The sequence below is a fragment of the Halalkalibacter alkalisediminis genome, from assembly GCF_028610705.1.
Taxonomy (GTDB): domain Bacteria; phylum Bacillota; class Bacilli; order Bacillales; family Bacillaceae_D; genus Halalkalibacter; species Halalkalibacter alkalisediminis.
In genome coordinates this window covers 32,550-46,435 of the sequence record NZ_JAQQWT010000014.1, presented here as the reverse complement: position 1 = coordinate 46,435, position 13,886 = coordinate 32,550, and the positions used below count along the sequence as shown (strand labels likewise).

The 13,886-nt window shown below is 37.9% G+C and carries 12 protein-coding genes and 1 riboswitch; of the genes, 11 read left to right on the top strand and 1 reads right to left on the bottom strand.

Annotation, left to right across the window (positions count from 1 at the left end; all coding sequences use genetic code 11):
• The first annotated feature begins 10 nt into the window (after window positions 1-10).
• The 3 genes from PQ474_RS16850 (at window position 11) to PQ474_RS16840 (ending at window position 2,554) form a co-directional block, all read left to right on the top strand.
• Entirely contained in the window at window positions 11-214 is a 204-nt protein-coding gene (locus tag PQ474_RS16850; RefSeq protein WP_273845650.1) for a YwbE family protein, read from the top strand.
• 170 nt (window positions 215-384) lie between these two features.
• Entirely contained in the window at window positions 385-990 is a 606-nt protein-coding gene (locus PQ474_RS16845; protein ID WP_273845648.1) for a YdhK family protein, read from the top strand.
• Between the two features lie 277 nt (window positions 991-1,267).
• The gene (locus PQ474_RS16840) at window positions 1,268-2,554 is read left to right on the top strand and encodes a homocysteine synthase (RefSeq protein ID WP_273845646.1); all 1,287 of its coding nucleotides are present in this window, start codon (window positions 1,268-1,270) and stop codon (window positions 2,552-2,554) included.
• A 118-nt stretch (window positions 2,555-2,672) separates the two neighbouring features.
• Here the strand turns inward: PQ474_RS16840 and PQ474_RS16835 are convergent, their stop codons facing one another.
• On the bottom strand, window positions 2,673-4,094 hold the full coding sequence (locus PQ474_RS16835) for a hypothetical protein (protein ID WP_273845645.1): 1,422 nt from the start codon (window positions 4,092-4,094) through the stop codon (window positions 2,673-2,675).
• 196 nt (window positions 4,095-4,290) lie between these two features.
• Here PQ474_RS16835 and PQ474_RS16830 point away from each other — a divergent pair, with 196 nt between their 5' ends.
• The 8 genes from PQ474_RS16830 to PQ474_RS16795 all read left to right on the top strand — a co-directional run bounded on the left by PQ474_RS16830 (window position 4,291) and on the right by PQ474_RS16795 (window position 13,835).
• A complete protein-coding gene (locus PQ474_RS16830; protein WP_273845644.1) occupies window positions 4,291-4,719 on the top strand; it encodes a MarR family winged helix-turn-helix transcriptional regulator in 429 nt (142 codons plus the stop codon).
• Between the two features lie 16 nt (window positions 4,720-4,735).
• Complete coding sequence (locus PQ474_RS16825) at window positions 4,736-6,157, top strand: MATE family efflux transporter (RefSeq protein WP_273845642.1); 1,422 nt, start codon at window positions 4,736-4,738, stop codon at window positions 6,155-6,157.
• A 109-nt stretch (window positions 6,158-6,266) separates the two neighbouring features.
• Window positions 6,267-7,475 carry a DEAD/DEAH box helicase gene (locus tag PQ474_RS16820; protein ID WP_390186472.1) on the top strand — a complete coding sequence of 403 codons (1,209 nt, stop codon included), beginning with the start codon at window positions 6,267-6,269 and terminating at the stop codon, window positions 7,473-7,475.
• A gap of 49 nt (window positions 7,476-7,524) precedes the next feature.
• Window positions 7,525-7,625: riboswitch (purine riboswitch) on the top strand.
• Between the two features lie 49 nt (window positions 7,626-7,674).
• Complete coding sequence (locus PQ474_RS16815) at window positions 7,675-9,012, top strand: 5'-deoxyadenosine deaminase (RefSeq protein WP_273845641.1); 1,338 nt, start codon at window positions 7,675-7,677, stop codon at window positions 9,010-9,012.
• 256 nt (window positions 9,013-9,268) lie between these two features.
• Complete coding sequence (locus tag PQ474_RS16810; RefSeq protein ID WP_273845639.1) at window positions 9,269-9,784, top strand: gamma-glutamylcyclotransferase family protein; 516 nt, start codon at window positions 9,269-9,271, stop codon at window positions 9,782-9,784.
• A gap of 320 nt (window positions 9,785-10,104) precedes the next feature.
• Window positions 10,105-11,604 carry a spore germination protein gene (locus PQ474_RS16805; RefSeq protein WP_273845637.1) on the top strand — a complete coding sequence of 500 codons (1,500 nt, stop codon included), beginning with the start codon at window positions 10,105-10,107 and terminating at the stop codon, window positions 11,602-11,604.
• 4 nt (window positions 11,605-11,608) lie between these two features.
• Window positions 11,609-12,724, top strand: coding sequence for a GerAB/ArcD/ProY family transporter (locus tag PQ474_RS16800; protein ID WP_273845635.1), 1,116 nt, complete (start codon window positions 11,609-11,611; stop codon window positions 12,722-12,724).
• A 1-nt stretch (window position 12,725) separates the two neighbouring features.
• Window positions 12,726-13,835, top strand: a complete 1,110-nt coding sequence (locus PQ474_RS16795) for a Ger(x)C family spore germination protein (RefSeq protein ID WP_273845633.1) — start codon at window positions 12,726-12,728, stop codon at window positions 13,833-13,835.
• Window positions 13,836-13,886 lie beyond the last annotated feature (51 nt).

Genomic DNA, 13,886 nt, shown 5'->3' with positions numbered 1-13,886 from the left:
GGGAACAAAAATGAGTAAATCAGGACAAGAACGCAAAAATATTCAAGCGGGTATTGAAGTGGACATTGTACTTAAGCAAGATCAACGTTCAGGAAAAACAACTAGAGGGGTAGTTAAAGACATTTTAACGAATTCTTCTAATCATCCTCATGGGATAAAAGTTCGCTTGCAAGACGGCCAGGTGGGAAGAGTAAAGGCGATTATTGAAGGTTAAGCTAGTTTGAGCTTCATTTAGTGAGAATTTCCTAATTCTACCCAAAAGAGACGTAAATCTGATAAGATTTACGTCTTTAGCTATTTCTTGAAAAAAGACTATATACCATTTTTAGTTTCTTCATAAAAAATACATACATTTATGACATACTATCTTTGAGGTGAGATTAAATGAAAAGATTATTTATTGGGCTTGTTTTTCTATTAGCTGTCCTTGCACTTGGAGCATGTGCAAGTGGTAATGATAATGTGTCACATGGAGACCATGGAAGCACAGAGGAAACTCCTGAAGACATTCATACTGAAACGGAGCATGATGATGATCACTCTCATATGGACCATTCAAGTTCAGGGAAAGTCCCAGAAGATTTAAAGGTGGAAGAAAATGCCACTTACTCAGTTGGCAGTAAAGCCATTATCAAGCATGGACATATGAGTGGAATGGAAGGGGCTAAGGCAACGATTGTTGGTGCTTATCAAACGAGAGTTTATGCTGTTTCCTATGATCCTACAACAGGAGGAGAAAGAGAAATCAATCATAAATGGGTGATTCATGAAGAACTAGCTGATGTTGGAGAAGGAACATTAGAGGTTGGTTCAGAGGTTGTCCTTGCTGCAGACCATATGGCTGGAATGGAAGGTGCTCTAGCTATAGTAGATTCAGTCGAAGAAACAACTGTCTATATGGTTGATTTTACTCTAACGACTGGCGGAGAAGAAATTAAAAATCATAAATGGGTCACAGAGGATGAACTTGGACCTCTAGAACACCGCTAAAACTAGTGAGTCGTTTTACCTGTTAAAATTAAGAATAGTTTAAGTGCATTGGGTATGGTACCAATGCACTTTTTGCTGTTCATTTGAGGAAATTAACATTTAAATTTGTAAATTATTTTTTATATGACCTGTCAAGTTAACAAAAAAATAAAAATATTCAGATAACAATTGACATCACTCAAATCGTTCAATACTATAAACTTGATAGATGGTAAATAAATGAAATATTTTTATTGAAATGGAATATCAATCTAAAGTCGAATGGAGTAGATAAGGTATGACAGAGAATGATGCATTTAAACTAGAAACATTGGCTATACATGCTGGACAAGAAATTGACCCTACTACCATGTCAAGAGCAGTACCACTTTACCAAACAACTTCTTATGGATTTAAAGACACGGAGCACGCAGCTAATTTATTTTCCCTTAAAGAATTTGGAAACATTTATACGAGACTAATGAATCCAACGACAGATGTATTTGAAAAGAGAGTTGCAGCTTTAGAAGGAGGAGCTGCTGCTTTAGCGACAGCTTCAGGTCAAGCGGCCATTACGTATTCCATTTTAAATATTGCCGAAGCAGGCGATGAGATTATTGCTGCTTCTAGTTTATATGGTGGTACCTACAATCTTTTTGCAACGACATTACCTAAACTTGGAATCAAGGTGAGCTTTGTTGATGCTGAGAATCCAGAGAACTTCAAAACGGCGATTACTGATAAAACAAAAGCAATTTATGGAGAGACAATTGGGAATCCCAAAGGAGATCTTCTTGATATTGAAGCTGTAGCGCAAATCGCTCATGACCATTCTATTCCGTTAATTGTTGATAATACGTTTCCGAGTCCGTATCTCTTACAACCGATTAAACACGGAGCAGATATCGTTGTTCACTCTGCAACGAAGTTTATTGGCGGACATGGTACGTCGATTGGAGGAGTTATTGTCGATAGTGGAAAGTTCGATTGGGCGGCAACAGATAAATTTCCAGGATTAATTGAGCCTGACCCAAGCTACCATGGGGTTGTTTACACAGAAGCTGTTGGACCTATTGCCTACATTATTAAAGCTAGAGTTCAATTGTTAAGAGATTTAGGTGCTGCCATTTCTCCGTTTAATTCCTTTTTATTATTACAAGGATTGGAAACGCTTCATTTACGGATGGAGCGACATAGCTCGAATGCGTTAAAAGTCGCTGAGTACTTAGAACAACATGATCGAGTAGAGTGGGTTAATTATCCTGGACTAGAAAGTCATCCTTCCCATCCACTTGCAAAAAAATACTTACCGAATGGGCAAGGGGCCATTTTGACGTTTGAGGTTAAAGGGGGATTAGATGCTGGTAAGAACGTCATCCAGTCCGTTAATCTCTTCTCTCATTTAGCAAACGTTGGTGATTCCAAATCATTAATTATTCATCCTGCTAGTACAACACATCAACAATTGTCTGAAGTAGATCAAAGAGCGGCTGGCGTAACTCCTGGCATGATTAGGTTGTCTATTGGAACAGAGTCGATCGATGACATTATTAAAGATTTAGAGACCGCGTTAAAAAGTCTTTGAGATTGTTGAAAACGATTTTAGCCGGACTTCTATAATCATTTATCAAAAAAAAAATCCCGCTATCATTTTGGATAACGGGATTATTTTTATGAGGAATTAGAAAACTTGTTTGTTAGCGTTAAAACAAGAGCACAGCAGCAATCGTTGATATAATTAAGCCTAGCATGACAGGAATAAAACTTTTTCGAACAAGGTCCATTACAGGAACTTTCGCAAAACCTGCAACTGCGACTAAAGAGGACCAAGCGATAAGCGTGCCTCCTCCAACCCAAATGGATCCCATCTGTCCAATGGCAGCTAGTGTAGCTGTGTCTATTCCAAGTGTTTCCCCTAATGCACCAGATAAGGAGCCTACTAATGGTAATCCTGAAAAACCAGATCCGTCTAAACCGGTAATCATCCCGATCATTAATATCCCAAATGCAGCTAAGAAGGTACTTTCAGGAATGACTTGTTGTCCTGCTTGAACCAGATCAAATAAAAATGTTGGTGCTGATTCATCCTCTACTCCGAAGATCTTGGAAGAGAATTCGCCGCTTCCAATAAAGAAGAAACCGGCAATAGGAATAACGGGTCCCATGGCTTTAAATGCAAAGATAAAGCCTTTAACGAGGAAGTTACTCACGTTAGTCAATGACTGGCGGACGTTATACAAGAACGATGCAGCTACGAGTAAAAGAACAGCTGTCCCTCCAATGAGTGCTGCACCGGCGCCTCCTTCCATAGCCGGAATAGCTTCGGAAAACATCGATAGAACCATGTAGATGACAATGATGAGAAAAGAAATAGGCACCAATAAAGCAAAGAAAACTCGTTGTTTCTTTGATTTTTTTTGTAATAGAGGCTCTTCATCATCCTCCATCCCACTGCTTTTTTCCCACTCTTTTATATGCTTGGAAGAAGGTTTTTGAATCGATTTACGAATGGAGAAGTAAGCGTATGTCAAGGCGACAACCCCTGTAATAATCGATAGGGCTAGTGCACGGTTCGCCACGGCATCAACGGGTACCCCGGCAGACGTGGCATTTAGCATAGGCGCAATTTTAATCATGTAATCGGCTGATAACGCCATTCCTTGCCCAGCTAGAGAGATGGCAATGGCCGCACCGATAGGAGGTAACCCTGCTCGAATGGCAACGGGGATTAGTAAGGCTCCAATTAATGGAACTGCTGGTGTTGGCCAGAAAAAAATGGAAATGGCGTATGTGACACCGACTATGACCCAAAACGAGATATGTCCATTTTTCATGACACGCTGAAATGGCGTAATCATCTGTTCATCTGCCCCAATCGCTTTTAATGAATGGAGGAGCGCCGTCATGATTGCAATAATGAGAAATATATTAAATAGCTCACCCGCTGCCGTTAAACTTGCTTGAAATATTGTCTGTAAACCACTTGAAACTGAGCCTGTATAGATCCAACCTACTAGAAATGTCATTAAGACAGCAGGTACAACAACATTTTGTCTGAAAAGCATTGTTAAAATAATAACAAACGTTCCAATTAAATAAATCCAATGTGGTGCTGTTAAAATCACTCCTTTATCTCCCTCCGTCGGCTTTTTAGCCGATAGTTAAGATACTATATGTATAGATCTAGGCATCTGTGTAAGGTTAGTGCTTGGTTACAAAAAAATTCGCGCGAAGAATTATTAGAGATGCGAAATAAAATAGTTGATTATGAGAGTAGAAGAGTGTATGATTTGATAAGGTTTAGTTAGGGGGCTAAGTATTTTGGAAAGAGATTTACAAGACCGTGTTGGTTATCAAATAGGGGTAGTAGCACACCTAATGCATAATCAATTTAACCAAAAGCTATCTGAATACGGTGTTACACACGCCCAATTTAAAGTACTTTATCAATTAAACGAACATGTCGAGTTGTTGCAATCAGAATTACAAAACAAGCTCTACATAAAGGCTTCAACCATGAACGGAATCATTGAATCTATGTTGAAAAATCAATTGATTGAAAAGAAAGATAGTACAGAAGATAGACGTGCCAAAAAGATTAGTTTAACGTTGAAGGGAAAACAATTAGAAAATACGCTGTGGCATGAAATTGGGCAATTAGACAAAGAAACAATGTCTGTTTTTACAAATGAGGAGAAACAATTCTTTCTATCTTGTTTACTAAAGATGATTAGTCATTATCAAAAATAGAAGGTTGGTCATTATTATGAAACAAAAAATACAAAGTGAGAAACTTGGAACGGAGCCTATTCCTAAGCTTTTGAAAAATCTATCTATACCTGCTATGATCGGGATGTTTGTCATGGCACTTTACAATGTTGTCGATACCATTTTCATTTCGTATGGAGTGGGAATAGAGGCAGTAGCTGGAGTAACGGTTGCGTTCCCGATCATGATGATTATGATGGCAGTTTCTGCCGCTATGGGAATCGGAGGAGCATCCGTTATATCGAGAAGATTAGGAGCTAAGCGGGAAAAGGAAGCTAATCAAGTTTTCGGTAATATTATCTCAGTTATTTTAATGATAAGTGTAGTCGGCTTTATTGCTGCATTTACCGTACTCGAACCAATGTTAAGATTATTTGGTGCCAATCAAGAAGTTTTAGGTTATGCGACTGAATATATGTTTCCAATATTACTAGGAACGTTCTTTTTTTCGTTTGCTTTTGCGACTAATAACATTGTTCGTTCAGAAGGAAATGCAAAGTTTGCGATGATGACAATGATCATTCCTGCAGTGATTAATATTATTTTAGATCCGATCTTTATATTTGGGTTGAATATGGGAGTTCAAGGGGCCGCGATCGCAACGGTTATCTCACAAGCCTCGGTATCGGTTGTGATTCTAAGATATTTCCTAACTGGAAAAAGTTCATTACAATTAAATGTAGCTGATTTAAAAATTAAAGTAAGCATCATTAAGGAAGTTATTGCTGTCGGTCTACCAGCTTTTGCTCAACAAGCAGCGGGAAGTGTGATGATGATTGCGATTAATACGATGCTTATTCGTTTTGGTGGAGAGATGCATGTTGGTGTCTTTGGAATCATTCAGCGAATTATTATGTTTACAGTGATGCCAATGATGGGAGTCATGCAAGGAATGCAGCCTATTGTTGGGTATAATTATGGAGCAAAGAATTTTGACCGTTTACGAGAAACTGTTATACTTGGTTTGAAGGTTACGATCTTTTTTTCTTTCCTTATTTTCGGACTCGTCATGGCTGTTCCTCATTGGCTAATGATGATTTTTACTTCTGATGTAGCGGTGATAGAGGCCGGTGTAGAATATCTGCGCATCATGTTTGCAGCTGTATTTTTAATCGGTGTTCAAGTTATAGGAAGTGGGTTATACCAAGCCTTAGGTAAACCAAAACAAGCTTTAATTTTATCTTTATCAAGGCAATTGATCTTTTTAATTCCACTTGTATTGATTTTGCCACATTTCTTTGGTGTATACGGGGTATGGATGGCCTTTCCTATTTCTGATTTCTTCGCTTGTATTCTAGCGGGGACATTGCTCTACCGCGATAGAGCCATTTTCTTCGGCAAAGGTAAAAACAAAGATCAGGATCGGACTCAGAATCAGGATCAGGATCATCCGATTACAGCTACGCCGAATGGATTGTAGAGTATGAAAGAATGGATTGACGTAAACGATAAATAATAAAATGATGTCAGTGAGGTCGGTATATTGTCTTATCAGACATAACCGACCTTCTTTAGAGAGGTTGATAAAAGTGAGTATGTTCCAAGCATTAGGAATAAGTTCTGAATTATCTCAAATTGTTCAAGCAACAGGTATAAATAATCCAACGCCCATTCAAGAAAAAGCCATCCCAATTGTTCATAAAGGAAAAGATGTGATTGCGCAGGCTCAGACTGGTACGGGGAAAACTTTTGCTTTTCTTTTACCTATTATAGACGCCATTGATCCTTCGAAAGAGTATGTACAGTCATTGGTCGTAGCTCCAACAAGGGAGCTGGCCTTACAGATTACAACAGAAGCAAAAAAGCTACTTTCGCAATTGCCAGATCGAAAAGTTCTTGCTGTTTATGGAGGACAAGATGTAGAGCAACAATTAAGAAAATTGAAAGGTGCCAATCATATTGTAGTGGCGACCCCTGGAAGACTACTGGACCATATACGACGTGGTACAATTCAACTTAATCAAGTTTCTACGCTTGTATTAGATGAAGCGGATCAAATGTTACATATGGGTTTTTTACATGAGGTGGAACAAGTAATAGAAAAAACACCTCCTACCAGACAAACATTGCTTTTTTCTGCAACGATGCCTGAAGAGATACGTAAATTAGCAAAAAGTTACATGAAAAATCCTCATAATATTGAAGTGAAACAGCGAAACATTACATTAGATGATATTAAACAAATGGTTATTGAAACAACAGATCGGGCGAAACAGGATGCCCTTCGTACGGTAATGAAAGGGGAACAGCCATTTCTCGCAATCATTTTTTGTCGCACGAAAAGAAGAGCAGACACGTTAAATGATGCTTTGGCAGGAGATGGCTTTTTAGTTGACACTTTACATGGTGATCTTTCACAAGCAAAGCGAGAGAGAGTCATGAAAAGCTTTAGAGATGCCAAAATTCAGTATTTGGTTGCAACAGACGTTGCGGCAAGAGGATTAGATGTAGAAGGTGTCACGCATGTGTTTAATTATGATATTCCTCATGATGTTGAAAGTTATATCCACCGGATCGGACGTACAGGACGTGCTGGCGGGGAAGGACGCGCTTTTACATTTGTCGCTCCTAAAGATCAAAACTACTTAAGCATGATTGAAAAAGGAACTGGACAAACGCTTGAGAGACTAGTGGTTGAACGAACCAATCCCCAAAAGCAAAGTTTACCTTCTCGTACAAATAATGGTCAACGGTCAAATAGGAATTTCGGCAAACCCAAAAAGAAAACGTCTCGCTAGTTTCTATGGTAGATTATCTTACTCGTTTGTAGTTTCTCGTCTAATTTTCAAATAAAGTAGATATATCTTTCGTATAACCTTAATAATATGGGTTAAGGGTATCTACTTAGGAACCGTAAATTCCTGGCTACGAAAAATATGCAATAGGCATATTTTTCGTAGCCTTTTTTGTATACATTACTTAAATGAGGTGAATGTAATGAGTAAAATTTTAATCAAACAGGTAGAGATTGTGACGATGAATCAAACAGATGACATTTTTGTTGGAGATATTTTAATTGAAAACGACCGAATTCAAGCGATTGGACTTGAATTAGATCGAATGAATGTTACAAAAGTGATTGATGGTAAAGGGAAAACGGTTATTCCGGGGTTTGTCCAAACTCACATTCATCTTTGCCAAACGGTTTTTAGAGGAAAAGCAGATGACTTGGAGTTGTTAGATTGGTTGAAAAAGCGTATTTGGCCACTTGAAGCAGCACATGATGAGGAATCTCTTTATTACTCCGCATTACTAGGTATAGGAGAGCTGATTCAAAGTGGAACAACGGCAATTGTTGACATGGAAACGGTTCATCATACAGATTTTGCTTTTCAAGCAATTGCCTCTAGTGGAATTCGCGCACTATCTGGGAAAGTGATGATGGATAAGGGTGAGGAAGTTCCAAAAAAATTACAAGAAAACACGCATCAATCCATTCAAGAAAGTGTTGATTTGTTAGAGAAATGGCATAATTATGATAATGGTCGTATAAAATACGCATTCTCACCTCGATTTGTAGTGTCTTGTACAAAAACTTTATTAGAAGAGGTGGCTCATTTATCAGCCTCTTATGGTGTGAATGTTCATACACATGCATCAGAAAATGTAGGTGAAATTCGAATTGTTGAAGAAAGTACGGGAATGAAAAATATTGAGTATTTAGATCATATTGGGTTAGCGAATGATCGACTCATATTAGCTCATTGCGTTTGGTTAAGTGAACGTGAAAAGCAGATTATAAAAGATAAAGGGATTCATGTAAGTCATTGTCCAGGATCTAATCTGAAATTAGCATCTGGGATTGCTGAGATTCCAAGTTTACTAGACCAGGATATCTCCGTCAGTCTTGGAGCTGACGGTGCACCTTGTAACAATAATTTAGATATGTTTAATGAAATGCGTTTAGCTGCTTTAATTCAAAAGCCGAAACATGGTCCAACGACGATGGATGCTAAGACCGTTTTAAAGATGGCCACTATTGGAGGAGCAAAAGCGATAGGATTAGGAGAGGAAATTGGATCAATCGAAGTTGGCAAAAAAGCCGATCTAGTCCTTCTAGATCTAAACAATTTTCACACATATCCTTCCTATGACGTCGATCCATTTTCTAGAATTGTCTATTCAGCAACCAGAGCAGATGTGGAAACGTCTATTATCAACGGGAAAATCGTGATGGAAAATCGAATAATGAAAACAATGGACAAAAGGATCGTTCTAGCAGAAGCCAATCACTCGATCAAAAGAATGACAGAAAGAATGGCAATGATTGAATGATTTTAAAAAAAGGGCACCCTCTTTTTGGGGACTAACAAGATGGAACAACGATAGCTTTAGTTACATGGCTAAATCAATCTGGAGATACAGCAGGTGAGCGTTGTGTATTTGAAAATCGTGGCCGTACTCGCATTGGCAAGTAAGAGCGACGTGAGTGAGAAAATCAAGCTGATTAAATGGTTACCGATATGATAAAGAGTCGTGATTCTCGCTCAAGAAAAAATAGAATACCTAAGAGCCTATTAGAGGTGTGAAATTGTCAAATAAGGAATTAGAAGTACCTAAAGAAGCTAAAATAGATGTGAACCCAACTGAAGGAGACAAAGTGATACTCAATTATACATTACCAAACAAAAATAAGAGCAGAGTAGACAACAGGAAAGTCTCTCTGTTTGTTTATGGCACGCTTGTGCAAGGTGGTTCGAATCATCATTTTTTAAGACACGCTACATTGATCTCAACTCCTTGCTGGGTGTATGGAGAACTTCATGATACAGGTCTTGGCTATCCAGTTTTAAAAAAGAATCAAACAAAACGAGTATGGGGAGAGCTGTATGAAGTAACGAAGGAACAACTAAAACGGATCGATCAATTAGAAGATTATTCTCCTCTAAATAAATTGAACGAATATATAAGAGTGGTTCAACGAGTCCACACAGAGAAGCATACGGTGGATGCTTATGTTTATTTTGCTGGAGAAAAACTTGCAGATTGTGAAAATCTAATTGAAAAAGGTAATTGGTTACACTATTTATATGATATTGGAATTTAGTCGAGAGAAACGTTTGTGTTAACTGGTTTGTTACTACATGCCTTAATTAATTACCATTATTTGTTCCAGGTGAGATTGTTCGGTCGCCATAACTGGTGCCGTGGAGGCCCTAAATCAGATTCATAAATATAAAAAAGAGTAGACAATTGATACATTGATCAATTGTCTACTCTTTTTTATACATAAATCTTCATTCTTATTATGGTACATATTTCAGTGGTGAAAAGGGTAAGTTTTACGTAACGATCATTGAAAAAGCGGCTACTGAAAAAGGAGAGGAACCACGTCTTCAGTATCTGGTAAGAGTGGGGGATTGTTTAATGAGTCGGAAAAAGAAGGGGTTCAAATACAAGAAATTATTTGGACCAGAGCCACATGATGACAATAAAGCAAATCCGGGCATTAAAGAACCCATTTCAAAAGAAGCCATTGAAAAAAGTTTAATGGACATCGATGACCTTGTCGTAAAAGATATTAAGATCGGTGAGAAGTTTGTCACGATTGTTTATTTACAATCAATTGTTGAAACGTCAATTATAGATGAATTAGTTTTTAATCCACTTAATCAATCTACATCTGTAAAACCTGATGAGATTTTTAAAAATTATACAGTTGTGAAGTCGGACGAGCTCCCTAAATTAATCCATGATATTTGCAGTGGTTTTACAGTTTTACTTTTTGAAGAAGAGATCATTGAAATATCAACTTTTAGTGCTCCAGACCGAGCGATTACAATTCCAGATAATGAAACGACGGTTATGGGACCGCAGGATGCTTTCGTTGAAAGTGTTGAAACGAATATTTCTCTTATTAAAAAGCGGATACGGTCACCTCAATTAAAATCAAAATCCTTTTTATTAGGAACGGAAACCAAAAACAATGTTGTAATGTTATATATGGAAAATATTGCGAATGAGGAAAATATAAAGCGAGTGATTAGAAGACTTGAAAACATTGAGTTTCATGGCTTTATAGGCATGCCTGTTCTTAAGCAAATGCTTGAGGATAAACCTTTATCACCTTTTCCTCAGTTCGGTATCACAGTCAGAAGTGATAATACAATGGACGCATTGTTAAATGGAAAGATAGTAGTAATGATGAATGGAAGTCCGGAGGCGGCGATATTGCCAGCTTCCTTTTTGGAAATGTTCCTTTCACCTGAGGATCAATATAACCGCTGGACTACTGCAACTTTACTCCGGATGTTACGTTTAGCGGGTTTTTTTATTTCGATTTTCCTTACTTCGACGTACGTTTCAGTCTTGACGTTTCACCCCGAGATGCTACCACCACACTTATTACGATTACTAGCAGAATCTAGATCTCAAGTGCCTTTTCCACCAGTGGTAGAAGCTCTTATTATTGAGCTCGTAATTGAGGTATTGCGTGAAGCGGGGGCGCGAATGCCGACTAAAATTGGACAAACGATTGGTATTGTTGGTGGGATTGTTATTGGTACAGCAGCAGTAGAAGCGGGGCTTGCTAGTAATATCTTAATTGTTCTAGTTGCTGTTACAGCTCTATTATCGTTTATCCCACCGAGTTATTTGATGAGTAATGCGATTCGCTTTATCCGTTATTTTTATATTATTGCTGCAGGTACTCTTGGTATGTTTGGTCAGATGATTACACTTGCTTGGATGTTTAATCATTTATTAAATTTGACATCACTAGGAACTCCTTATATGACACCAATTATCCCAAGAAAATGGACAGATATTTTAAACACGATCATTCGAGCACCAGTTGGATTTATTTTACAAAGAACTGGGTTGTCAAGAGCGAAAAAGGACCTTGTTCGACCATTAGACGAGGAGTAAACAAATGGATAAAGGTAAACTAAAGAAATTAAATAGCTATCACGTTGTATTTCTAGCTCAGAATACGATGATTGGAATTGGGTTGTTTACATTGCCTAACGATATCGGAAATGTAGGTTACAATCAGTGGATGGTTCCACTTATTTTAGGTGTATTGGCTAATCTATCCCTAATTCCTATCATTTTAATATGTAAGAAATTTCCTGACGACTCCATTTATATGATTAATAAAAAGGTACTTGGTAAGATTTTAGGGCAGGGAGCCAATGCTATCTTAACCATATATGGGATAATTGGTGCGTCAACAGTCTGCAGAGCTTATGCAAGGCTTATTCAGTCTATTGTCCTTCCAGCTTACTCCACTTTGGCAGTTGCCATTGCCCTGTATTTTGTGATGGTGTGTGTTGTTTTGGGTGGAATAAAATCGGTCGCTCGCTTTTGTATCCTCTCTTTTTTCACAACAGGATGGATGATATTTTTTTTGCAATGGCCTTTACAGGCTGGCAATTGGCTTCATGTTTACCCTACTTTTGAGGTAGGGGTAAAAGATTGGTTATTCGCATTGTATAACGGGTCTATAGCGATGTTTGGATATGGGTTGATCATGTTTTACTTTCCTTATATCAAAAATCAAAAAAAAGCGTTTCTTCATACTTCCATAGGAATATGGATTGCGGTTGCCTATTACTTTCTCGTCTCGCTCGCGAGTGTCGTGTATTTTTCTCCGTGGCAAATTGTGAATCTTTTGTTCCCTGTTTTAAATTTATTTCAAGCGATCCAACTGCCTTTTGTTGAGAGAATTGAAAACTTTGGTACCACGCTATGGGTCTTTCTCATTCTTTCAACGTCATCAACCTATTTATGGGTAGCTAAAAAGGGAGTAGACGTCCTAATAAATAAAAATAAAAATCGGACTTGGCATTTATATGTTGTGGCTTTTATTTCATGGTTTCTGTTTACAGGTCCTATTCCTCATAATATTCAAGTTTTATTTTTGGAAGATTGGACTGTCTTTTATGGGTATACGTTATTGGTGTTTCCAATCTTGTTACTGTTTGTTCATAAAATTAGAACCATGCTCGAGAAAAAGAAAATAAAAGAAAAGGAGGTGGCTTCGTGAGATGAGATACGTTACGGTGAATTTACTTTTGCTTTGGATTCTTATTGGATGTGCTGACCCAAATCTTGAAAGACCTGTCATTGAAGATTTAGGAATGGTTGGGGTAATGGGTTTTGATTATGTCGACGAAGAAAGCGTTAAAGTGTCCGTAACGGTGCCTCAACCCGCACAAGATGCACAAGAGCAGGTTCAACGATTCACCACTGTAGTAGACTCGCCACACCAAGCTATTATGGATATCTCAACATTGACTGAAAAAACCTTAACTCCTGCACAGCTTCGCGTTTTGTTATTCAGTGAAGAGTATGCAAGAAAAGTAGGGTTGTGGAGCGTCTTACAGAACTTGTATAGGGATCCCCAAGTTGGATCAAACATCTTCATTGCCGTTGTTAAAGGGACTGTAGAGGAGGTTTTAACAGGCACGTATAAAGATAAGCCTGAAATAAATATATATTTAACTGAATTATTAACTCCAAGAACGATGACAGCCTTTAGTCCTTTTACAAACCTGCACAGTTTTATTAATCGGAAGACGGATGAAGTATCTGATCCTTCAACACCTTACCTAGAAAAGATGGATGAAGACTCCATTAAGTTAACAAAGGTTGCTTTATTTAAAGAGGATAAAATGGTTAATAGCATTGAACCGGAAGAAGCAAAATTAATTGAGGCGATGAAAGGGAAAAAGAAGCTTCCTGATATGACCATAAAGGTTCCATCAGCTGATGGAAAAGAAGAAGAGCTACTGATTATGAAGTTTGTGAACACAAATGTTAATGTAACTGCCAATGGAGATTTGAACAATCCGGAGATTTTTATTCATCTATATGTAAGAGGTAGCATCATTGATTATAATGGGACGAGGTATTTAGCAAGTCAAGATAATCGAACGATTGTAGAGGAACACGCTAGTAAATATTTTGAAGGAAAAGTGATTAGTGCAATTAGGCACTTTCAAGATATAGGAGTAGATCCAGTTGGAATAGGTGATTATTTTCGTTTGAAAAATGCTCGTGGATGGTCAAAAGAAAAATGGATTGAGACCTTCAAACGAGCAGAAATCACAACTCATGTTGAAACACGGATCGTATCGACAGGGACGATTAGATAACCAGTACATTACATGTGCTGGTTCTTTGGTTGAAAATGAAATATGGAAATC